At 65.0% G+C, this 20,864-nt stretch carries 18 protein-coding genes and 2 tRNA genes; 10 read left to right on the forward strand and 10 right to left on the reverse strand.

The window, feature by feature from the left end:
• Position 1: 1 nt before the first annotated feature.
• From F8O08_RS10300 to pknB, 5 genes are all read left to right on the forward strand, one after another.
• The gene (locus tag F8O08_RS10300) at positions 2–1,453 is read left to right on the forward strand and encodes a PP2C family protein-serine/threonine phosphatase (protein WP_158043205.1); all 1,452 of its coding nucleotides are present in this window, start codon (positions 2–4) and stop codon (positions 1,451–1,453) included.
• The gene (locus tag F8O08_RS10305; RefSeq protein WP_225733631.1) at positions 1,450–2,874 is read left to right on the forward strand and encodes an FtsW/RodA/SpoVE family cell cycle protein; all 1,425 of its coding nucleotides are present in this window, start codon (positions 1,450–1,452) and stop codon (positions 2,872–2,874) included. The genes F8O08_RS10300 and F8O08_RS10305 overlap by 4 nt, the downstream gene beginning before the upstream one ends.
• Positions 2,871–4,325, forward strand: a complete 1,455-nt coding sequence (locus F8O08_RS10310) for a peptidoglycan D,D-transpeptidase FtsI family protein (protein WP_158036976.1) — start codon at positions 2,871–2,873, stop codon at positions 4,323–4,325. Before F8O08_RS10305 ends, F8O08_RS10310 begins: the two co-directional genes overlap by 4 nt.
• A complete protein-coding gene (locus tag F8O08_RS10315; RefSeq protein ID WP_158043206.1) occupies positions 4,322–5,830 on the forward strand; it encodes a serine/threonine-protein kinase in 1,509 nt (502 codons plus the stop codon). Before F8O08_RS10310 ends, F8O08_RS10315 begins: the two co-directional genes overlap by 4 nt.
• A 99-nt stretch (positions 5,831–5,929) precedes the next feature.
• Complete coding sequence (pknB, locus tag F8O08_RS10320; protein ID WP_158036974.1) at positions 5,930–7,711, forward strand: Stk1 family PASTA domain-containing Ser/Thr kinase; 1,782 nt, start codon at positions 5,930–5,932, stop codon at positions 7,709–7,711.
• Positions 7,712–7,724: 13 nt separating this feature from the next.
• Here pknB and F8O08_RS10325 read toward each other — a convergent pair whose 3' ends face one another.
• From F8O08_RS10325 to F8O08_RS10330, 3 genes are read right to left on the reverse strand one after another with little or no spacing between them, the layout of a single operon-like run.
• A complete protein-coding gene (locus F8O08_RS10325; RefSeq protein WP_158043207.1) occupies positions 7,725–8,363 on the reverse strand; it encodes an anthranilate synthase component II in 639 nt (212 codons plus the stop codon).
• A complete protein-coding gene (locus F8O08_RS10900; protein WP_192496582.1) occupies positions 8,363–8,518 on the reverse strand; it encodes a hypothetical protein in 156 nt (51 codons plus the stop codon). The genes F8O08_RS10325 and F8O08_RS10900 overlap by 1 nt, the downstream gene beginning before the upstream one ends.
• 3 nt (positions 8,519–8,521) lie before the next feature.
• The gene (locus F8O08_RS10330; RefSeq protein ID WP_225733632.1) at positions 8,522–9,292 is read right to left on the reverse strand and encodes a class E sortase; all 771 of its coding nucleotides are present in this window, start codon (positions 9,290–9,292) and stop codon (positions 8,522–8,524) included.
• A gap of 33 nt (positions 9,293–9,325) precedes the next feature.
• On the opposite strand from F8O08_RS10330, the gene F8O08_RS10335 reads away from it, so the two are divergent.
• Positions 9,326–9,583 (forward strand): cell division protein CrgA, encoded by a 258-nt coding sequence (locus tag F8O08_RS10335; protein WP_158036972.1) that lies wholly within the window; start codon positions 9,326–9,328, stop codon positions 9,581–9,583.
• A gap of 37 nt (positions 9,584–9,620) precedes the next feature.
• On the opposite strand, the gene F8O08_RS10340 is transcribed toward F8O08_RS10335, so the two are convergent.
• Complete coding sequence (locus F8O08_RS10340; protein ID WP_158043208.1) at positions 9,621–10,343, reverse strand: rhomboid family intramembrane serine protease; 723 nt, start codon at positions 10,341–10,343, stop codon at positions 9,621–9,623.
• Positions 10,344–10,346: 3 nt separating this feature from the next.
• Positions 10,347–10,886: a peptidylprolyl isomerase gene (locus tag F8O08_RS10345; protein ID WP_158036970.1), complete on the reverse strand. Its 540-nt coding sequence runs from the start codon at positions 10,884–10,886 to the stop codon at positions 10,347–10,349.
• A 107-nt stretch (positions 10,887–10,993) separates the two neighbouring features.
• Between F8O08_RS10345 and F8O08_RS10350 the strand changes: the two genes are divergently transcribed.
• The 4 genes from F8O08_RS10350 to F8O08_RS10365 all read left to right on the forward strand — a co-directional run bounded on the left by F8O08_RS10350 (position 10,994) and on the right by F8O08_RS10365 (position 15,069).
• Positions 10,994–11,572 (forward strand): hypothetical protein, encoded by a 579-nt coding sequence (locus F8O08_RS10350; protein WP_158043209.1) that lies wholly within the window; start codon positions 10,994–10,996, stop codon positions 11,570–11,572.
• 203 nt (positions 11,573–11,775) lie between these two features.
• Positions 11,776–12,861, forward strand: a complete 1,086-nt coding sequence (locus F8O08_RS10355) for a 2,3-butanediol dehydrogenase (RefSeq protein WP_158043210.1) — start codon at positions 11,776–11,778, stop codon at positions 12,859–12,861.
• Between the two features lie 178 nt (positions 12,862–13,039).
• Positions 13,040–13,879, forward strand: coding sequence for a 3-methyl-2-oxobutanoate hydroxymethyltransferase (gene panB, locus F8O08_RS10360; protein ID WP_158036967.1), 840 nt, complete (start codon positions 13,040–13,042; stop codon positions 13,877–13,879).
• A gap of 179 nt (positions 13,880–14,058) precedes the next feature.
• Positions 14,059–15,069, forward strand: a complete 1,011-nt coding sequence (locus tag F8O08_RS10365) for a hypothetical protein (protein ID WP_158036966.1) — start codon at positions 14,059–14,061, stop codon at positions 15,067–15,069.
• A 240-nt stretch (positions 15,070–15,309) separates the two neighbouring features.
• Here F8O08_RS10365 and F8O08_RS10370 read toward each other — a convergent pair.
• From F8O08_RS10370 to gyrB, 5 genes are all read right to left on the reverse strand, one after another.
• Positions 15,310–15,382, reverse strand: a tRNA-Ala gene (locus F8O08_RS10370).
• A gap of 60 nt (positions 15,383–15,442) precedes the next feature.
• Positions 15,443–15,519 (reverse strand) — tRNA-Ile (locus F8O08_RS10375).
• Between the two features lie 85 nt (positions 15,520–15,604).
• Positions 15,605–16,006 (reverse strand): DUF3566 domain-containing protein, encoded by a 402-nt coding sequence (locus F8O08_RS10380; protein ID WP_192496774.1) that lies wholly within the window; start codon positions 16,004–16,006, stop codon positions 15,605–15,607.
• 20 nt (positions 16,007–16,026) lie between these two features.
• Entirely contained in the window at positions 16,027–18,693 is a 2,667-nt protein-coding gene (gene gyrA / locus F8O08_RS10385) for a DNA gyrase subunit A (protein ID WP_158036964.1), read from the reverse strand.
• Between the two features lie 81 nt (positions 18,694–18,774).
• Complete coding sequence (gene gyrB / locus F8O08_RS10390) at positions 18,775–20,721, reverse strand: DNA topoisomerase (ATP-hydrolyzing) subunit B (protein WP_225732938.1); 1,947 nt, start codon at positions 20,719–20,721, stop codon at positions 18,775–18,777.
• Between the last annotated feature and the right edge of the window lie 143 nt (positions 20,722–20,864).

Raw genomic sequence — 20,864 nt, forward strand, 5'->3', positions numbered from 1 at the left:
CATGACCGTGCTGAGAGCAACTGCGCTGAGCCACACCGGCAAGGTGCGGCGCAACAACCAGGATTCGGCCATCGCAGGTCAGTACCTGTTCGCCGTCGCCGACGGCATGGGCGGACACGCCGGCGGCGACATCGCCTCGGCGCTCACCGTGCAGTCACTGGTCGACCTCGACCGGCGCTTCGACACCGTCGACGAGGCCGCGAAGGCGATCGAGCTGGCGCTGCGGCGGGCGAACGCGACGCTCTCCGAGACCGTGGCCGACTACCCGGAGCTCACCGGCATGGGCACCACGTTCTCGGGCTTTCTCGCCGTCGACGACTCCGCGGTCATCGCGCACATCGGCGACTCGCGCATCTATCGCTGGCGCGACGGCGAGCTCACCCAGCTGACCAAAGACCACACCTTCGTGCAGCGTCTGGTCGACGCCGGTCGCATCACCCCAGAAGAGGCGCTGGTGCACCCCCGACGGTCGGTCATCATGCGCGTGCTCGGCGACATCGAGGCCAATCCCGACATCGACGTCTTCACCGAGCAGATCAACCCCGGCGACCGACTGCTGATCTGCTCCGACGGTCTGAGCGGGCCGGTGGGCGACGAGGCGATCGCCAAGACTCTGGCACGAGGCGACAGCGCCGATATGACCTGCGCGCATCTGCTCGAGCTCGCGCTGCGCAATGGTGCGCCTGACAACTGCACTGTGGTGCTGGTCGAGCCCGATGCCGACCCCGACGCCACTCCGCACGGCACACCCGGGCATCCGGTCATCGTGGGCGCGGCGGCACGCGAGGTGCGCTTCGACCACCTCGAACGCATCCGCACACAGAAGGCGCAGAGCCTGCACGCCCTGCGTGAGGCGGCCAGCCATCTCAAGCCGCGACGACTCGAGCCGACTCAGTTCGAGTCGCAGGCCGACGAATACCTCGACGAGCTGATCGCCGAGACCAGACGCCGCACCGTTCTGCGCCGGGTCGTGGTCAGCGTGCTGAGCGTGCTGATCATCGGCGGCATCGGCCTCGGCGCCTGGCTCGGCTGGCGCTGGACGCAGACGCAGTACTACATCGGCGAAGACGCCGGCTACGCCGTCATCTACCAGGGTGTGAATCAGCAGGTCGGCCCGTTCAGGCTCAGTCACACCGTCGACGACTCGCGGCTGCCGCAGATTCCGATGTCTGACCTCGACGAGCTCACGCAGCAGCAGGTGCGCGAGACGGTGGCCTTCCCCTCGCTCGACGCGGCCGCCAGTCGCCTCGGCGAGCTGAACAGCGAGCACCGCCGACGCGACAGCACCGAGCAGCCGCAGTCGACGCAGAGCCCGCAGCCCGACGACGGCACCGGGCCGGTCTCGGTCGCCGAGCCCGATGAGACTCCCCTGACCGCGCATCCTGACGGCACCTCAGACGCCCAACGCGGCAGCGCGTCGCCACGCGCCACGACGAACGGGGCCGCCCAGTGAGTCGCCAGCACAACCTGCGTCTGGTCGACCGGAATCTGCGCGGCATCGAGCTGGTGCTGCTCGTTCTCGGCGCCATCGTCTCGGCACTCGGTCTGGCGGCCGTGCAGCTCGGCGCACTCGGCGCGCTCGACATTCCCCCGTTCGTCATCGGCGCCGTCTTCTGGGCGGCCGTGCTCGCCCTGCACATCGTGCTGCGTGTGCGGGCGTCGAAGGCCGACCCGATCATCCTGCCCATCGCCGCGACGCTGAACTCGATCGGCATCGTCGCGATCTACCGCATCGACATCGCCCAGGGGTCGACCGGTTCGACCCCCGCGATGCGACAGGCGCTCTGGGCGACGGCAGCAGTCGTCATCGCCGCGGTCGTGCTGTACTTTCTGCGCAACCACCGCGTGCTGCAGCGATACACCTACGTGTTCATGCTGGCGAGCATCGTGCTGCTGGTCCTGCCCATGATTCCGGGCATCGGCACATCGCTGGGCACCAATGCCGAGCTCTGGGTCAAGCTGGGGCCGGTCACCTTCCAGCCCAGCGAGTACGCGAAGATCACGCTCGCGGTCTTCTTCGCCGGATACCTGGTCGCGCGTGGTGAGAGCATCACCGCCGCCGGCCGCCGCTTCGCCGGCATGACCTTCCCGCGCCCCAAAGACTCCGGGCCGATCCTCGGCGTCTGGGCGATGGCGATGACCGTGCTGGTGGTGCAGAAAGACCTCGGCACCTCGCTGCTCTACTTCGGCCTCTTCCTGGTGATGCTCTACGTCGCCACCGGGCTGGCCAGCTGGGTGGTCATCGGGCTGCTCATGTTCGTCGCCGGCGGCCTCGCCGCCTACCGCTTCATTCCGCTCGTGCAGGGCCGCATCCACGCCTGGATCGACCCGCTCGACGACACGCTCTACAACCAGCAGTACGGCGGCAGCTACCAGCTCGTGCAGGGACTCTTCGGTCAGGCGCACGGCGGCATGTTCGGCACCGGGTGGGGCCGCGGCTACCCTCAGCTGACGCCGCTCGCACGCTCTGACTACATCTTCACCAGCATCGGCGAAGAAATCGGTCTGATCGGCATCTTCGCGATCCTCTGTCTCTTCCTGCTGCTGGTCGGCCGCGGCCTGCGGGTGGGCTTCACCGCAAGCGATGACTTCGGCCGCCTGCTGGCCACCGGGCTGTCGTTCGTGCTCTGCCTGCAGGTGTTCATCGTCGTGGGCGGTGTGACGCGGGTGATCCCGCTCACCGGCCTGCCCACACCGTTCCTCGCAGCCGGCGGCTCGAGCCTGCTGGCGAACTGGGTCATCATGGCCCTGCTGCTGCGCATCACCGACTCGATTCGCTCGCAGGCCGACCGATTCGGGGCCCTGCGCAGCACGGCGGACGCTGCCCCGGCATCCGCCGTCGGCTCGCCTGCCGAGAAGGAGGCCCACTCATGACCACGCGTCTGCGCCGCGTCGCGATCGTCGTCTTCCTGCTCTTCATCTCGCTCTTCGTGTCGACGAGCCTGATTCAGGGCATCTTCGGCGAGCAGCTCAACAGCGACCCGCGAAACTCGCGCGCCATTCTCGACGGCTTCAAAGTGCAGCGCGGCAGCATCGTGGTCGGCAACCAGGTGATCGCGCAGTCCGACCCGGTCGACAACCAGTACCGGTTCACCCGCAGCTACCCCGGCGGCGAGATGTACTCGGCCGTCACCGGCTGGTACTCGCACAGTCTGGCTCCGACCGGCATCGAGAGCGCCGAGAACCTGACGCTGACCGGCACCAGCCGCGGTCAGACCATCGACCAGCTCGTCGACCGCATCAACGGCACCGAGCCGCGGGGCTCCGACGTGGTGCTGACGATCGACCCGGCCGTACAGAAGGCCGCGTGGGATGCCTTGGGCGATCGCAAGGGCGCAGCGGTCGCCATGGACCCCTCGACCGGACGCATCCTCGCAATGGTCTCGAAGCCCGGCTTCGACGCCGCCAAGCTCGCCGACAACGACACCGCTCAGGCCAACCAGGTCTTCGATCAGCTCAATGCGGCGGAGGACAAGCCTCTGGTGAACCGCGCGATCGGCGGTGACACGTATCCTCCCGGGTCGACGTTCAAGCTGATCATGTCGGCGGCCGCACTCGAGAACGGCTACACGCCCGAGAGCACCTTCCCCAACCCCGGTTCGCTCACCCTCACCGGCACCAGCACACAGATCTACAACGTCACCAAGCGCGCCTGCGGCAACGGCGGCGCTGAGACCACGCTGAAGACCGCGCTGCAGTACTCGTGCAACATCCCGTTCGCAGAGCTCGGGCCGCAGCTGGGCGAAGACAAGGTCGCTTCGACGGCCAAAGACTTCGGTTTCGGCGAGAACCAGCAGATTCCGCTCGACGTCACCGCGAGTCGATACCCGACCGGCATGAGCACCGCGCAGCTGCAGCTGTCCAGTTTCGGCCAGTACGATGTGCGCGTCACGCCGCTGCAGGTCGCCTCGATCTCGGCCACGATCGGCAACAAGGGCGCCCGCATGCAGCCCGGGCTGATCGACGCCGTGCGCGGCCGCGATCTGTCGGTCACACAGCAGTTCTCTCCGCAGAAGCTCAACCAGGCCATATCTGCAGAGAACGCACAGACTCTCACATCGATGATGGTGAACAATGTCTCATCGGGCGAGATTTCAGGTGCAAGAATAGACGGGGTTGAGGTCGCCGGAAAGACGGGCACCGCTGAGACCACCAAAGAGAGCCAGTACAATCTCTGGTTCACCGGCTTCGCGCCGGCGAACGATCCCAAGGTCGCAGTCGCGGTCGTGGTCGAAGAGGGCGGCGCTTACGGTGACTCAGAGGGCTCGAACCGGGTGGCGGCTCCCATGGCGCAGAAGATCATGAAGGCGGTGTTAGACAGATGAGACCCACAGAAGGCCTCACGTACGGCGCACGATACAAGCTCACGAGCCGTATCGCGGTCGGCGGAATGGGCGAGGTCTGGAAGGCCTATGACGAGGTCATCGGTCGCGACGTCGCCATCAAGATTCTGAAAGACGAGTACATGGGCGACCCCGGGTTCTTGGAGCGCTTTCGCGCCGAGGCTCGGCATGCCGCACTCGTGAACCATGAGGGCATCGCCAGCGTCTACGACTACGGCGAAGAGAAGGGCAGCGCCTATCTGGTGATGGAGCTCGTGCCCGGCGAACCGCTGTCAAACGTGCTCGAACACGAGCGCGTTCTGCCGGTCGACCAGGTGCTCGACATCGTCGCCCAGACCGCGCAGGCGCTTGCCGCCGCGCACAAGGTGGGTCTCGTGCACCGCGACGTGAAACCGGGCAACCTGCTCATCACGCCCGATCACCATGTCAAGATCACCGATTTCGGCATCGCCCGCATCGCCGATCAGGTGCCCCTGACGGCCACTGGGCAGGTCATGGGCACTGTGCAGTACCTTTCGCCCGAACAGGCGAGCGGTCACCCGGCGTCACCGGCCACCGACATCTACTCGCTGGGCATCGTGGCTTACGAATGCCTGGCCGGTCGTCGGCCCTTCACCGGCGAGAGCCAGGTCGCCATCGCAATGGCTCAAATCAACGAGACTCCCCCGCCGCTGCCCACCAGTGTGCCTGCCGCGGTGAACAAGCTCGTGATGAGCTGCATCGCCAAGAACCCCGCCGACCGCCCGCAGTCGGCCACGCATCTGGCCAAAGCTGCTGAGGCACTGCGCGTGGGCGACATCCGCACTGCGGCCATGGAGGTTCCGCAGGTCACGCCGACCGGGCAGCAGACCACCGCGCTCGAAGAGACCGCGCTGATCGGCACCACACAAGATGCCACTCAGCCGGCCACTGCCATCATCGGCACACAGAACGGGCAGCCGCTGCTCGACGCCAGCGCAACCCAGGTCGACGATGCGAAAAAACGCAAGCCGAAGAAGAAGCGCAACAAATGGACGTGGCCACTGGTCGCGCTGATCGCACTGCTCCTGCTCGTCGCCGGTGGCAGCGTCTGGGCGCTGCTGGCCAATCAGAGTGAGCCCGAACCGCCGGCCCCGAGCCCGACGGTGACTGAGACGCCCTCAGAGACTCCCTCTGAGAAGCCGTCTCCGACGCCGACGCGCACGCCGACGCCGACGCCAACGCCCACGCCGACCCAGAGCACGGTGACCATCGCCGCAGACGAGTTCGTCGGGCAGGACATCGCCGCTGTGCGGGCTCAGCTGAACAGCAAGGGGCTCTCGGTCAACCAGATCGAGCAGTCGGTGGACTCGCCTGCGCAAGACGGCAAGGTGCTCAGCCATGAGGCCGGCACCTTCCAGCCCGGTGTGAGCATCAGCGTGACGGTGGGCCAGTACACCACCCCGACACCGACGCCTACTGCTACGCCGACGCCCACGCCGACGCAGAGCACCCAGCAAAAGCACTGAGGCAGGTGATCTCTCGACAGCGTCTGAGCCGGGCTACACGGATTCCCGTGTCAGTTCCGCTAGACTGGCGGACGGAATCTACTGTCTACAGGTGGGTGTATGAGTGAACAGCCGTTGTTGAGCGGCCGATACAGAGTCGGCCGTCTCATCGGGCACGGTGGTATGGGTGACGTCTACCTTGGCACCGATACCCGACTTGGTCGCACCGTGGCCATTAAACTGCTTCGACCTCAGCTGGCAGATGATCCGATCTTCCAGAAGCGCTTTCGCAATGAGACCACCGCTGCAGCTCGCATGATCAGCCCGTACATCGTGCGCACGTACGATGCCGGGCAGGACATGATCGCCACCGGGCCGAATGCGCGCCCTCAAGAGGTGCCGTTCCTCGTCATGGAATACGTCGAGGGGCAGACGCTCAAAGAGAAGCTCGCGAAGGGCACGATCGACCGCGCCGAGGCGCTGAAGATCACCGACCAGGTGCTGCGTGCCCTCGAGTACTCGCACCGGGCCAACATCATCCACCGCGACATCAAGCCCGGCAACATCATGATCACCTCGAGCGGCGACGCAAAGGTGATGGACTTCGGCGTGGCGCGTGCGCTCAGCGAGAGCGAGGGCACCGTCGCCCAGACCGGTTCGGTCGTCGGCACCGCACTCTACTTCGCACCTGAACAGGCTCGCGGCGACCGTGTCGACGGTCGTTCAGACCTCTACAGCGTCGGCGTCATCCTGTACGAGATGCTCGTCGGTCGTGTGCCGTTCAAAGGCGACAGCCCGGCGTCGATCGCCTATCAGCATGTGAACGCGACCGCGCCGACCCCGAGCAGCCTCAACGACGCTCTCGGCGAGAACGACGACCGCGTCATTCTGTCGGCCCTCGCGAAAGACCCGACGCGTCGGTACCAGACCGCCGAAGACTTCCGAGCCGACGTCGATCGACTGGCGCAGGGTCTGCCCACTCGCGGCCCGAGCTACGATGCGGCGAGCACTCTGATTCTCGAAGACTCCCCCATCGACGACGCGCTCGATCTCGACCCTGAAGACGACGACCCTTCGTCGCGGTTCATCGATCGCGAGCTGCGCAAGGGCGGCATCGGCACCATCTGGGCCATCGTGATCGGCGTGGGCGTCATCGGCGTCATCGCCGTTCTCTGGCTCGCCTTGCTGCAGCCGCGCATCGCCAGCCCCGAGGGGGCTCAGGTCGCCGTTCCGAACCTGGCCGGAGCCACCTATCAGACCGCCGAGCAGCAGCTGAAAGACCGCGGGCTGAATCCGGTCAAGGTCGATCAGACCGACGACTCGGTCTCGCCTGGTCGCGTCATCGAGACCGACCCCCCTGCAGGCGCCCTGGCTCTGGCCGGCAGCGACGTGCAGGTGAAGGTCTCCAGCGGCGCCCCCATGGTCACCATCCCCGACGTCTCGAAGCTCACTCAGGACGAAGCCACCAAGAAGCTGACCGATGCCGGTCTGCAGATCGGTCAGATCACGCAGGTGATCAACGGCGACATTCCCACCGGTCAGGTGATCGCCTCTGAGCCCACTGCCCAGAGCCAGGTGCGCTCCGGAACCTCGGTGCGCCTGCAGGTCTCTTCCGGCCGTGTCGTCATCCCAGACGATCTTGTCGGCAAGCCGATCAACGACGCGATCAGCCAGCTGCGCGACCTCGGGCTCTCTGCCCGGCCACAGCCGGTGCGCCGCTGCCAGGCCTCGTCCTACACCGTGCAGTACTCTGACCCGAAACCGGGTACCGAACTGGCTGCGAACGCCTCGACCGAGGTCATCCTGTACTACTACATGGCTGACAGCTCGAAGTGCGCACCACCACCGTCGCCGTCGAGTGAGGCACCGGCCCCTGAGTCGTCAGCACCGCCGGCTCCGTAGTCTGCTCGGCGGCTCACGCCTCGTTGATCAGCGGGCTGAGGTGGGCGGCGCGTTCCGCAGCCCCCTTGACGCCGGCCAGTTCGAGCCAGTTTCCGAACTGACGGTAGCCGTGCTCGGTCAGCACCGACTCCGGGTGGTACTGCACACCCCACAGAGGCAGCTCACGATGCTGGAGCGCCATGATCACCCCGTCATCAGTGCGAGCCGTCACCTGCAGCTCGGGCGGCACCGTGGCATCCACCACCGCCAGTGAGTGGTATCGCGTGGCCTGAAACCGCTCGGGAACACCCGCAAAGAACGGCACGTCGTCGTGCACGACGTTCGAGAGCCGGCCATGCATCAGCTGCTCGGCGTTCGACACCGTGGCTCCGTACACCTCAGCCAGCGCCTGGTGCCCCAGGCAGACACCCAGCATGGGCAGGCGATGTGCCGCAGCCCAGCGAATGGCATCGGGGCTCACACCGGCATCGGCCGGGGTTCCCGGTCCAGGCGAGATCAGCAGCCCGGCGACGCGGCCCAGAGCCTCGTCGAGATCACTGGTCTGCAGCTCGTCGTTGCGCACGACCGTCGTCGTCGCGCCCAGCTGCTGCAGGTAGCCGTTGATCGTATAGACGAAGCTGTCGTAGTTGTCGACGACGAGAATGTCGCTCATCAACCCACCGTCGCTTCGCCGGTGTCGACCAGGGTGTTCACCCAGGGAAAGACGACCCAGTTGAGCAACGCGAGCACTGCGCCGACCAGAATCAGCGACTGCAGCAGTTTGACCGGCCACGGGCCCGGTAGAATTCTCCAGATCAGTCCGTACATGGATCAGCCTTTCTGCAGATAGTCCAGTGACGCGGGTGCCCCGGCCGAGCGCGGCTGGAAGTTGTCGAGCACACCGTACGAGATGATCCGCTCGCCGTTCGTGAAGGGATACGGATTGCAGCTCGTGACCGTCAGCAGCCGGTCAGTGGCCTGCACGCTGCTCTGCGGCACCGGATTCAGCACGTTCACGTCGACGTCCATGACGTACTCGGTGTTGCGGTAGGTGTAGGTGTACCAGCCGTCTTTGGTCTCGATGACCATCTTGTCGCCGACGGTGAGGCTGTCGACGTAGCGCAGGCTCGATCCCTGACCACCACGATGTGCGGCAACCGCGAAGTTGCCGACCTGGCCGGGCATGTTCGTATCGGGATACCAGCCGAAGCCGATGTGGTCGAGCACGGGCTTCTTCTCGACTCCCCGAGCGATCGGCCGCTGCCATTGGTCGCCGAGTCTCTGAATGTAGAGCACTCCGAAGATGTCGTTGCCCTCTGGGTGGATGCTCGGGTCGCCCGGCGTCGACGTGGCCTGCCCGCCCGTTCCTGGGGCTGCCTCCTGCTGCCAGCCCTGCGAGATGCCTGCTGCGGCTCTCTCCTGAGAGCGGTCGATGTTGGAGTCGTTGAGCGACATCTTCCAGCCGATGAAGAGCAGCACGAGCACACCCGCAGTCAGCATGAGCTCGCCGATCACCGTCACGATGGCCGACCCTACCGAGCGACGTGCGCGGCGCGGCTGCTCGCTGCGGCGGCGCTCTCGGCGCGACATCGATTCACTCACAAGTCTGCACTCCTTGGGCTACACTGTACTTCCGTGGCGAACAACAAGAAAAAGAACTCCGACCGGCAGGATTCGACCGAGACGGCCGGCCGGTCGAAGAACACGAAACCGAACCCACCGTGGTTCAAGTTCGTCATGTTCGGCCTGATGGCCATCGGCCTGCTCTGGATCATTGTCTTCTATATTAGCTTCAGCGCCCAGTGGCCGATCCCGGCCCTCGGCCAGGGCAACATCCTCGTCGGCTTCGGCATTCTGATGGTCGGCTTCTTGATGACCACCCGCTGGCGCTGACCTCGGCCGCGGTGCCGGTGAACGACCACATCACCGCCTAGCGCTGCCAGAGCATCCCCGGGGCGATCGCGAAGAGCACCACCATGACCACGCCGAGCACGACGAAGTAGACGATGCGCAGCGTGCGGTCTTTGGGCTGACGCGTCTCGGCCAGGATGAGCCCGCTGAGCAGCCCCACGACGAGACCGCCGAGGTGCGCCTGCCAGCTGACGCCACCGGCGAAGAACCCGTAGAAGAAGTTGATCGCAAGCAGCACCAGCAGCTGAGTCGTCTGACCACCCAGTCGACGCTGCATCACCAGCAGCGCGCCCATCATCGCGAAGAGCGCGCCTGATGCGCCGATCACCGCTGTCTGCGGCGAGAGCAGGTAGACACCGAGTGCGCCGCCCACGAGACCGAAGACGTAGAGCGTGATGAAGCGTCCGCGACCGAGCATCGGCTCGAGAATGGTGCCGAAGATCCAGAGCGTGTACATGTTCAGCAGCAGATGCAGCGGCAGCACTCCGAGCGTGGAGTGCACGAAGCCGTAGGTGACCGCACGCCAGGGCTCAAAGGGAATCAGTCCGGAGAAGCCGGACTCAGGGCCGGCGAGAAAGAACGTGCCGACATATGCACTGTGAAACTGCATCAGCGAGGTGAAGCCGGGCACGACGAGCTGCAGCAGATAGCCCAGCACGCACAGGGCGATGATCACATAGCTGACGACGGGTGCGCCGGGACGTTGGAACGCCCGACGCACCCGCTGGTTCAATGACGGCATGCGTCAGGCCTTGACGACGTCGACACCGGTGATGACCACGTCTTCGACCGGGCGATCGCCGGGCTGAGTGGCGACGGCGGCGATTTCGTCGACCACCTTGCGCGAGGCGTCGTCAGCAACCTCGCCGAAGATGGTGTGGTGGCCGTTCAGCCATGGGGTCGCGTCGACGGTGATGAAGAACTGCGAGCCGTTGGTGCCATGCCCGCCGCGCTGGCCGGCGTTGGCCATCGCGAGCAGATAGGGCTTCGTGAACTGCAGCTCGGGGTGAATCTCATCGTCGAAGGCGTAGCCCGGGCCGCCGGTGCCGGTGCCGATCGGGTCGCCGCCCTGGATCATGAAGCCTGGGATCACGCGGTGGAAGATCACATTCTGGTACAGGGGAGTGGTCTGAGTCTCGCCGGTGCCCGGGTGCTTCCACTCTTTCTCGCCGGTGGCGAGACCGACGAAGTTCTCGACGGTCTTCGGTGCCTGAAAGCCGAAGAGGTTGATGACGATGTCACCGTGGTTCGTGTGCAGAGTCGCAGTATGCGTGTGCTGAGTCATGCGTCGATTCTCGCACAACCGACGATGCTGGCAAGATGCGTTGAGTTTGTCACAGATGTCTGACGGCCGCTGCCTGAGATGGCACAATGGGCACAGGAGGTCACACCATGGCAGACAAGGCAACTGAGAACGTCGAACAGCTCAAGACGCGCCTCGAAAAGGCGATCCGAGACTTCGAGCACTTCACGAACAACACCGTCAAACCCCTGGCGCAGAAAGGCGCAGAGGTCGCCGGCCAGACCACACAGGTCGCCAAAGAGCGCTTCTACAGCGATGTGGTGCCTGCCGCGATCACGGCCGTCGGCACTGCGAAAGCCGTGCTCGAAGCACTGAAAGAGGCACCGGTCAACGCCGATGTCGCCGAGAACGTGCGCCGCGGGGCGACCGATCTCAAGCAGAGCGCCGACCAGACTGCGGCAGAGGTGAAAGATGCTGTGGTCGAATCGGTGAAACAGACGAAGAAAGCGGCCAAGAAGGCGGCCAAGAAGGCGAAACAGGCAACGCACGAGGTGTCCGAGCAGGTCGCCGACGCAACCGAGCCGAAGAAGGCGGGTGCCGGGCGGTGGCTGCTGCCGACGCTGGGCATCGCGGCCGTCGTCGGCATCGGTGTCGCCATCGTGCGTGCGGTGACGCTGGCCGACGAACACTGGATCGGCATCGACGACGAGTTCGACGACGATCTCTGATTCTCTCGTCCGCACCGATCAGCACTGCTGACTGACAGCCGCGAAGTGTCCCAGAACAAGACACTTCGCGGCTGTTTCTCTGCTGTTCAGAGGTCGTCGTCTCACCGCCGATACACTTAAGCCGACGGGGGAATCCGTCGACCCAACACTGCGACAGCCGCCGTGCGTGTGCTGTCGCGCCACGCAAGGGAGACAACCACACCATGAAGGCAGCACGCTATTACGACCGCGGCGACATTCGCATCGAAGACATCGAGCCCCAGCAGCTGAAGCCCGGCACGGTGCGCATCGATGTCGCCTGGTGCGGCATCTGCGGCACCGACCTGCACGAGTTCCTCGACGGCCCGATCTTCGTGCCCCCGGCAGGCCATCCGCATCCCATCTCGGGAGAGTCGGCTCCCGTCACCCTCGGGCATGAGTTCTCAGGCGTCATCAGCGAGGTCGGCGAAGGCATCGACGATCTCAAGGTCGGCGATCACGTCGTCGTCGAGCCGTACATCATCAGCGACGACGTCTACACCGGCCCAGAGAGCAAGGACTACCACCTCTCGAAAGACATGAACTTCATCGGCCTCGCCGGTCGCGGTGGCGGCCTTGCCGAGAACGTCGTGGTGCGCCGCCGGTGGGTGCACAAGATCGATGCAGGTCTGCCCCTTGATCAGGCCGCACTCATCGAGCCGCTCTCCGTGGCCTATCACGCCGTCGAGCGCTCCGGCGTTCAGGAGGGCCAGACCGCCATCGTCGGCGGTGCAGGCCCCATCGGTCAGCTGACCGCAGCCGTGCTGCACGCGCTGGGCGTGAAGGTCATCATCTCCGAGCTCAGCCCGCTGCGCCGCCAGAAGGCTCTCGACGCCGGCGTCGCCGACTACGCCTTCAACCCGGCCGAGGTCGACGTGGTCGAAGAGACCCGCAAGCTCACCGACGGCAAGGGTGCCGACGTCGCGTTCGAGTGCACCAGCGTCCAGGTCGTGCTTGACACCCTGCTCGACGCCGTGCGCCCGACCGGCGTCATCGTCATCGTGTCGATTTGGGGCAAGAAGGCCGAGCTCGACATGCACAAGATCGTGATGAAAGAGCTCGACATCCGCGGCACCATCGGCTACGTGAACAGCCATCCGGCCACGATCAAGCTCGTCGAGAGCGGCAAGATCGACCTCAAGCCGTTCATCACCGGCAAGATCGCGCTCGATCACCTGGTCGACGAGGGCTTCGACACGCTGATCCATCGCAATGAGAGGGCCGTGAAGATCCTGGTGTCGCCCTCCGGCAAGGGCCTCGACCAGAAGTAGACACGACGGCGGTCGGTGCACGCACACTGACCATGATCGAGAGGCGGGTCGTATATACCACTGTTGGCATATACGACCCGCCTCTCAGACGACTACGCTGAACCACGGCCCCCGCACGAGCACCGACGCTTTCTGAGAGTCGTGCCTTCGTGCGCCGACTGACGAACAGAGGATCCGCGTGAGCGATCAGCCCGCACCGTACGGCACTGCAGCACCGAAGCCGACGAGCCGAGTGCGCATCCCGCACCTGCAGCAGATGAAAGAGCGCGGCGAGCGATGGGCGATGCTCACCGCGTACGACATGTACACCGCGCAGATCTTCGAAGAGGCCGGCATACCCGTACTGCTCGTCGGTGACTCCGCGTCGAACAACGTGTTGGGCAACGAGAGTTCGCTGCCGGTGACCGTCGACGAAATGATCATGCTCACTCGTGGCGTCTCACGAGCGGCGAAACGCGCGCTGATCGTCGCCGATCTTCCCTTCGGGTCGTATCAGGCGTCGCCCGAGCAGGCCTTCCTCACCGCTGCACGCTTCATGAAAGAAGCTGGCGCACACGCGGTGAAGCTCGAAGGCGGGCTTGAAGTCGTGCCGCAGGTCGAGAAGCTCGTGCGCAGCGGCGTTCCTGTGATGGCGCACATCGGCTTCACCCCGCAGTCCGAGCATCAGCTCGGAGGCTATCGTGTGCAGGGCAGGGGAGACGACGGCGCCCGCCTCGTCGCCGAGGCACGAGCGCTCGAGGCCGCCGGGGCATTCGCCGTCGTTCTCGAGATGGTGCCCGCGGCCGTCGCCGCAGAGGTCACCGCCGCCCTGCACATACCGACCGTCGGCATCGGCGCCGGCGCCGAATGCGACGCTCAGGTGCTGGTCTGGCAGGATATGGCGGGGCTGCGCGCCGGCCGCATGCCGCGCTTCGTCAAGCAGTACGCCGACGTTCGCGGCGTTCTGACGGATGCTGCGCGGGCGTATGCCGCAGAGGTCGCGTCCGGCGCATTCCCCGGCCCCGAGCACCAGTTCTGAGTCGCTGCGCACTCATCTGCCGCCCCGAGCAGTACCAGCGCCCCAACCATCTCGCACCCTCAGCACCAGCACCACCACCAGCACCAGCCCACTACGCACAATTCGTGGTTTACCCCAAGGTTTCCCACATCTATCGCTACACGTCGACCGGCTGACCGTGCTTGGTTCACCATGAGTGCATGACCCGCCGTGCGAAGCCACTCCCAGACGTTCTTCCGAACGTATTCTCCGTCTCACAGGCGTTGGCCTGCGGCGTCTCCCCCTGGCGGCTTCGTGGCGCCGATCTCTACACGCCGTTTCGCGGTGTCCGCGCTCAGGGCGAGGCTGCTGAGCTCATGCACTGGCAGCTCCCACAGCATCCCAACCAGCACCCGTCGGCGCTGTCGGTGCAGCGCCAGCACGAGCTGATCCGCACACTTGCGCACGCATACTCCTATCTCCTGACTCCTGACCAGTGCTTCAGCCATTCCACCGCTGCGCTGCTCTTCGGACTGCCGCTTCCGCGGCTTTCGCACCATGACATCCACCTGGCGACGACGCACCCCGGCCGGAGGCCCCGTGTGAAAGGAGTCAGAGGCCACCTCTTGACGCCGGGCACTCAGCGCATCGTGCGCGAGTGGATGCCGCTGGTGAACGTCGCCGACACTTGGGCATCTCTGGCCGACAGCCTGGGCCTCTTCGATCTTGTCGCGGCCGCAGACGCTGCCGTGCGCATCGACCGTCGGCCGTGGCCCGTCAGGCGGACGCTGCAACGACCTCCGCTCACCACGCTGACCGAACTGCGCCACGCAGTCGACCGCTACCACCGAGCGGGCGCCCACACGCTGCGCCGCGCACTGACACACGTACGCGAGGATTCCTGGTCCAGACCGGAGTCATGGGTTCGGCTCATCCTCGTCCAGGCGGGTCTCCCAGAACCTGCGCTCAACAAGGATCTCTTCGACGACACCGGAGCCTGGATTGCCTGCGTCGACGGCGCGTATGAGCGATTTCGCGTCTGCTACGAGTACGAGGGTGGCCACCACTTCGCAGACCGCAAGCGCTTTCTGCGCGATGCGGAGCGTCGAGAGCAGCTGCAGGCCGCCGGCTGGATCGTCATCGTGCTCACCGCCGACCACGTCTTCAATCGCCCCGCCTTGGCCATTGCGCGGCTGCGCAGCGCGCTGACTCAACGAGGGATGCGATTGTGAGACGACGGGGATGCGATTGTGAGGTGACCTCCCGCACACGCGCACAGCGCACTCGGGAGCAATCCGATCTACACTTTTTGCGGAAATATCGACCTTTGAGCACGAAAATCGCTACACAGACGCAGGGGGTGTGAGAATCCCGTGCAAAACCAGTAGGACGAAGAAAACAGAAGAGACGAAGAAGCCAGAAAGGACGAAGAACGCCCCGTCCGAAGACGGGGCGTTGGGGTACTGCTGACGTGGAGCCTGCGGGAATCGAACCCGCGACCTCCTGCTTGCAAAGCAGGCGCTCTACCAATTGAGCTAAGGCCCCGCGTGCTCAACCTGTGAGTCTGGATGAGTCTGAGACGACCAAACCCACAAGTATGCGCATTGGTGGGCCTACCTGGACTTGAACCAGGGACCTCTTCGTTATCAGCGAAGCGCTCTAACCACCTGAGCTATAGGCCCAATGCACAGCACCAGAAAAGCTTAACGTATAAACGGCGCTGCGCACAAGTCGAGATGCACGCGGGCATCTCGACCCGTGAAATCGCTACTTGACGTTGCTGAACGTGAGCTTCACGCCGCCCACGATGCGCGCCACCGCGTTGTAGATCACGGCCATCAGCCCGCCGCCGAGCGTGCCGAAGATCACGGTCACGACACCGGCCAGCAGAGTCAGACCCAGAACGCGACCGAAGCTGAAGATGCGCGCGACGTTCTCAGAACCGTCACTCGTCGTCGTCGACAGCAGGTCGTTGATCGGCTGGAACATGCCCAGCTGAGCCACGAAGAGCCACAGCACGAACGAGCAGACCAGCTCGACGATCATCAGCGCCAGACTGAGCAGAAACGACACCTTCAGCGCCGACCAGGCGTTGATGCCAGACAGGCGCAGGTGCACCAGACGACGTGAGGCTTTCGGGCCAGAGCCACCCACCGGCGGGGGAGTCATGTTCATATTGTGGGTTCCTCTCACTGCTCTTCAGCCACAGCGGGCTGATCAGTGTCTTCAGTTGACGGCTCGACCGCTGCGGCTGCCTCGGCACCCGCTTCGGCATCAGCCACGGCCTCAGCCTCATCGAGGCTGTGCTCTTCGTTGCGTGCGACCGAGATCACGTGGTCTTTTCCGTCGGCGCGCACGAAGACGACACCCATCGTATCGCGTCCCTTGGCCGGCACCTCCGCGACCGACGAGCGAATCACCTTGCCACCCGCGAGCACCACGAGCACTTCGTCGTTCTCGCAGACGATGAGCGCTCCGGCGAGATCGCCGCGGTCGTCGTTCAGCTTGGCCACCTTGATGCCCTTGCCGCCTCGACCCTGCACGCGATACTGGTCGACCGCGGTGCGCTTCGCATATCCGCCCTCGGTGACCACGAAGACGAACTGCTCCGCGGCATCCGCATCGGCCGGAATCACCGACGCCGACAGCAGCGAGTCGCCCGCCCGGAAGGTGATGCCCTTCACCCCCGAGGTGTCGCGGCCCATCGGGCGCAGCGTGTCGTTGTCGGCGACGAAGCGCAGGCTCAGGCCCTTACGCGACACAAGCAGGATCTCGTCGTCGTCGTTCACCAGCAGCGCCGAGACGAGCTGGTCGTCATCACGCAGGTTCACGGCGATGAGACCGGCCGAACGCGGTGAGTCGTAGGCCTCGAGCCGGGTCTTCTTGACCAGACCGTTGCGCGTCGCGAGCACCAAGTACTGCGCCTGGTCGTAGCCCGAGATGTCGAGCACCTGCGTGACCGTCTCGTCGGGGTTCAGCGCGAGCAGATTCGCGACGTGCTGTCCCTTCGAGTCGCGTCCCGCCTCGGGAACCTCGTACGCCTTCGCACGGTAGACCCGCCCGGCGTCGGTGAAGAACAGCAGCCAGTGGTGCGTCGTGGTCACGAACAGGTGGTCGACGATGTCGTCAGCCCGCAGCTGTGCGCCCTTGATGCCCTTGCCTCCGCGGTGCTGCGAACGGTAGTTGTCCGAGCGGGTGCGCTTGATGTACCCGCCGCGGGTCATCGTGACGACGACCTCTTCTTCGGGAATCAGATCTTCCATCGACATGTCGCCGTCGAAGCCGAGCTGGATCGCGGTGCGGCGATCGTCGCCGTACTTGGCGACGATCTCGCCGAGCTCCTCGCCGACGATCTCGCGCTGGCGCGCCTCGCTGGCCAGAATCGCGTTGTACTCGGCGATCTTGGCCTGCAGCTCGTTGTACTCATCGGTGATCTTCTGCCGCTCGAGCGCCGCGAGCTGACGCAGCTGCATGTTCAGAATGGCGCGCGCCTGCAGGTCGTCGATGCCGAGCAGCTTCTTCAGGCCTTCACGGGCGTCTTCGACGGTGGCGGATGCGCGAATCAGAGCGATGACCTCGTCGAGCGCATCGAGGGCCTTGAGGTAGCCCTCCAAGATGTGGGCGCGTTCCTCGGCCTTGCGCAGACGGAACTTGGTGCGCCGAACGATGACCTCGATCTGGTGCGTGATCCACAGGCTGATGAACTGGTCGATCGAGAGGGTGCGCGGCACCCCGTCGACCAGGGCGATCATGTTCGCGCCGAAGTTGTCCTGCAGCTGCGTGTGCTTGTACAGGTTGTTCAGCACGACCTTGGCCACCGCGTCGCGCTTGAGCACGATCACCAGGCGCTGGCCGGTGCGGCCCGAGGTCTCGTCGCGAATGTCGGCGATGCCCGAGACGCGTCCGTCTTTCACGAGCTCGGCGATCTTGATCGCCAGGTTGTCGGGGTTCACCTGGTACGGCAGCTCGGTGATCACGAGACAGGTGCGGTTGTGGATCTCTTCGATGTTCACCACAGCGCGCATCGTGATCGACCCGCGACCGGTTCGGTAGGCCTGCTCGATGCCTTTGCGGCCCAGCACGAGCGCGCCGGTGGGGAAGTCCGGGCCCTTGATGCGCTGAATCAGGGCATCCTGCAGCTCTTGGCGCGACGCATCCGGGTGTTCGAGCGACCACTGCACGCCTTCGGCGACCTCACGCAGGTTGTGCGGCGGGATGTTCGTGGCCATGCCGACGGCGATGCCCACCGAGCCGTTGACCAGCAGGTTCGGGAACCGGCTGGGCAGCACGACCGGCTCCTGCGTCTTGCCGTCGTAGTTGTCCTGGAAGTCGACCGTGTCTTCGTCGATGTCGCGCACCAGCTCGAGCGCGAGCGGCGCCATCTTCGTCTCGGTGTATCGCGGCGCGGCGGCGGGATCGTTGCCCGGCGAGCCAAAGTTGCCCTGGCCGAGCGCGAGCGGATAGCGCAGGCTCCACGGCTGCACCAGGCGCACGAGGGTGTCGTAGATCGCCGAGTCGCCGTGCGGGTGATACTGGCCCATGACCTCGCCGACCACACGCGAGCACTTCGAGAAGGCCTTGTCAGGTCGGTAGCCGCCGTCGAACATGCCGTAGATGACGCGGCGGTGCACCGGCTTCAGACCGTCGCGCACGTCGGGCAGCGCACGCCCCACGATGACGCTCATCGCATAGTCCAGGTATGACTTCTGCATCTCGACGTTGAGGTCGACCTGCGAGATGTGCCCGTGGTTGTGGGTGCTGCCTGCGCTGCCGAACGAGACGCCCGAGTTCGGCGTCACGCCGGTGCTCTGGTCGTCGGTGCCCGGGTTCTCGGGGCCCTGTGTGTCGTCTGCCATGTTCTGCTTGTCTCTTTCGTCTGTGCGATTCGAGTGTGCGATGCGGATGCTGGGGTCACGCGCCTGAGCGCGTCACGATCGTCAGATGTCCAGGAATCGCACGTCTTTCGCGTTGGTCTGGATGAAGGTGCGTCGTGAGTCGACGTCTTCACCCATCAGCACCGAGAACACTTCGTCGGCCTGGGCCGCGTCTTCGAGCTGCACCTGCAGCAGCGTGCGCGACTCGGGGTTCATGGTGGTCTCCCAGAGCTCTTCGTAGTTCATCTCGCCCAGGCCCTTGTACCGCTGGATGCCGGAGTCTTTCGGCAGACGGTGACCCGCGCCCTTGCCCTCGGCGAGCAGTTCGTCACGCTCTTCGTCGGAGTAGGCGAACTCATGCTCGCGGTCGCTCCATTTGAGTCGATACAGCGGCGGCTGGGCGAGAAAGACGTGGCCCTGCTCGATCAGCGGCCGCATGTAGCGGAAGAAGAACGTGAGCAGCAGCGTCGCGATGTGTGCGCCGTCGACGTCGGCGTCGCTCATCAGCACGATCTTGTGGTAGCGCAGCTTGTCGTAGTTGAACTCCTCGCCGATGCCGGCGCCGAACGCCGTGATCATGGCCTGGATCTCGTTGTTCTGCAGTGCGCGGTCAAGACGCGCCTTCTCGACGTTGAGGATCTTGCCTCGCAGCGGCAGAATCGCCTGAGTCTCGGGGTTTCGGCCCTGCACCGCAGAGCCGCCTGCCGAGTCGCCCTCGACGAGGAAGATCTCGCAGATCTCAGCGTTCTTCGACGAGCAGTCTTTGAGCTTGCCGGGCATGCCGCCCGACTCGAGCACGCTCTTGCGCCGGGTGGCCTCACGGGCCTTGCGTGCGGCGAGACGTGCCTGCGAGGCCTGCATGCCTTTGCGCACGATGTCTTTGGCCTGCTGCGGGTTGCGGTCGAACCAGTCGGCGAGCTGCTCTCCGGTGACCTTCTGCACGAACGCCTTGGCTTCGGTGTTGCCGAGCTTGGTCTTGGTCTGACCCTCGAACTGCGGCTCGCCGAGCTTGATCGAGACGACGGCGGTGAGTCCCTCTCGCACGTCGTCGCCCGAGAGGTTCTCATCTTTGTCTTTGAGGATGCCCTTCTCACGCCCGTACTTGTTGATCAGCGTGGTGAGCGCGGCGCGGAAGCCCTCTTCGTGCGTGCCGCCCTCATAGGTGTTGATCGTGTTGGCGTAGGTGTGCACGCTCTCGGTGTACGCAGTCGTCCACTGCATGGCCACCTCGAGCGACAGACGCTTCTCGGTGTCTTCGGCCTCGAAGTCGATGATCGGGTCGTTGATGACCTCGGCCTTCTTGCTCGAGTTCAGAAACTCGACGTAGTCGACCAGACCGTGTTCGTAGTGGTACTTGACCTCGACCGGCTCTTCGCCGCGCAGGTCGGTGAGGGTGATGGTCAGTCCCTTGTTCAGAAAGGCCATCTGCTGAAAGCGCTGCCGCAGCGTCTCGAAGTCGTAGACCACGGTCTCGAAGATCTCGGGATCGGCCCAGAACGTCTGTGACGTGCCGGTCTCTGTGGTGGCCTCGCCACGCTCAAGGGCGGCGACCGGCTGCCCGCCGTCGCGGAACGACTGACGCCACACGTAGCCGTCGCGTTTGACGACGGTCTCGACTCTGACCGACAGCGCGTTGACGACCGAGATGCCCACGCCGTGCAGACCGCCAGAGACGGCATAGCCGCCGCCGCCGAACTTGCCGCCCGCGTGCAGCACCGTCATGACCACTTCGACGGTCGACTTGTGCTCAGTGGGGTGCTCAGCGACCGGAATGCCGCGTCCGTTGTCGACCACACGCACGCCGTTGTCGGGCAGCAGCGTCACCTCGATGTGCGTCGCGAAACCGGCGAGGGCCTCATCGACGCCGTTGTCGACGACTTCGTACACCAGATGGTGCAGCCCGCGCGGGCCGGTCGATCCGATGTACATGCCGGGGCGCTTGCGAACCGCCTCCAGGCCTTCGAGAACGGTGATGTCACTGGCATCGTAGGAATGCGGCTCTTGAGTCATCGCGACGTGGTGCTCCTGGTTCTGTGGTGTGACCGACTCTGACGCAGAATCGTCACAGCTCAACTCACCCATTCTATCAAGAATCCGTCTCAACGGGCCGTATTGCCGCCTCAGAGCGAATGACCAGTCCTCCGCGTACAGAC

The organism is Pseudoclavibacter sp. CFCC 13611 (genome assembly GCF_008831225.1).
Lineage (GTDB): Bacteria > Actinomycetota > Actinomycetes > Actinomycetales > Microbacteriaceae > Pseudoclavibacter_A.

Excerpts from the sequence above, each read along its gene's own strand:
- F8O08_RS10350 (WP_158043209.1), top strand. The coding sequence starts at position 10,994 with ATGGCAGACAAGGCAACTGAGAACGTCGAACAGCTCAAGACGCGCCTC.
- F8O08_RS10900 (WP_192496582.1), bottom strand. The coding sequence starts at position 8,518 with ATGTACGGACTGATCTGGAGAATTCTACCGGGCCCGTGGCCGGTCAAA.
- F8O08_RS10380 (WP_192496774.1), bottom strand. The coding sequence starts at position 16,006 with ATGACTCCCCCGCCGGTGGGTGGCTCTGGCCCGAAAGCCTCACGTCGT.
- gyrB (WP_225732938.1), bottom strand. The coding sequence starts at position 20,721 with ATGACTCAAGAGCCGCATTCCTACGATGCCAGTGACATCACCGTTCTC.
- F8O08_RS10325 (WP_158043207.1), bottom strand. The coding sequence starts at position 8,363 with ATGAGCGACATTCTCGTCGTCGACAACTACGACAGCTTCGTCTATACG.
- F8O08_RS10340 (WP_158043208.1), bottom strand. The coding sequence starts at position 10,343 with ATGCCGTCATTGAACCAGCGGGTGCGTCGGGCGTTCCAACGTCCCGGC.
- F8O08_RS10345 (WP_158036970.1), bottom strand. The coding sequence starts at position 10,886 with ATGACTCAGCACACGCATACTGCGACTCTGCACACGAACCACGGTGAC.
- pknB (WP_158036974.1), top strand. The coding sequence starts at position 5,930 with ATGAGTGAACAGCCGTTGTTGAGCGGCCGATACAGAGTCGGCCGTCTC.
- F8O08_RS10310 (WP_158036976.1), top strand. The coding sequence starts at position 2,871 with ATGACCACGCGTCTGCGCCGCGTCGCGATCGTCGTCTTCCTGCTCTTC.
- F8O08_RS10355 (WP_158043210.1), top strand. The coding sequence starts at position 11,776 with ATGAAGGCAGCACGCTATTACGACCGCGGCGACATTCGCATCGAAGAC.
- F8O08_RS10300 (WP_158043205.1), top strand. The coding sequence starts at position 2 with ATGACCGTGCTGAGAGCAACTGCGCTGAGCCACACCGGCAAGGTGCGG.
- F8O08_RS10365 (WP_158036966.1), top strand. The coding sequence starts at position 14,059 with ATGACCCGCCGTGCGAAGCCACTCCCAGACGTTCTTCCGAACGTATTC.
- gyrA (WP_158036964.1), bottom strand. The coding sequence starts at position 18,693 with ATGGCAGACGACACACAGGGCCCCGAGAACCCGGGCACCGACGACCAG.
- F8O08_RS10315 (WP_158043206.1), top strand. The coding sequence starts at position 4,322 with ATGAGACCCACAGAAGGCCTCACGTACGGCGCACGATACAAGCTCACG.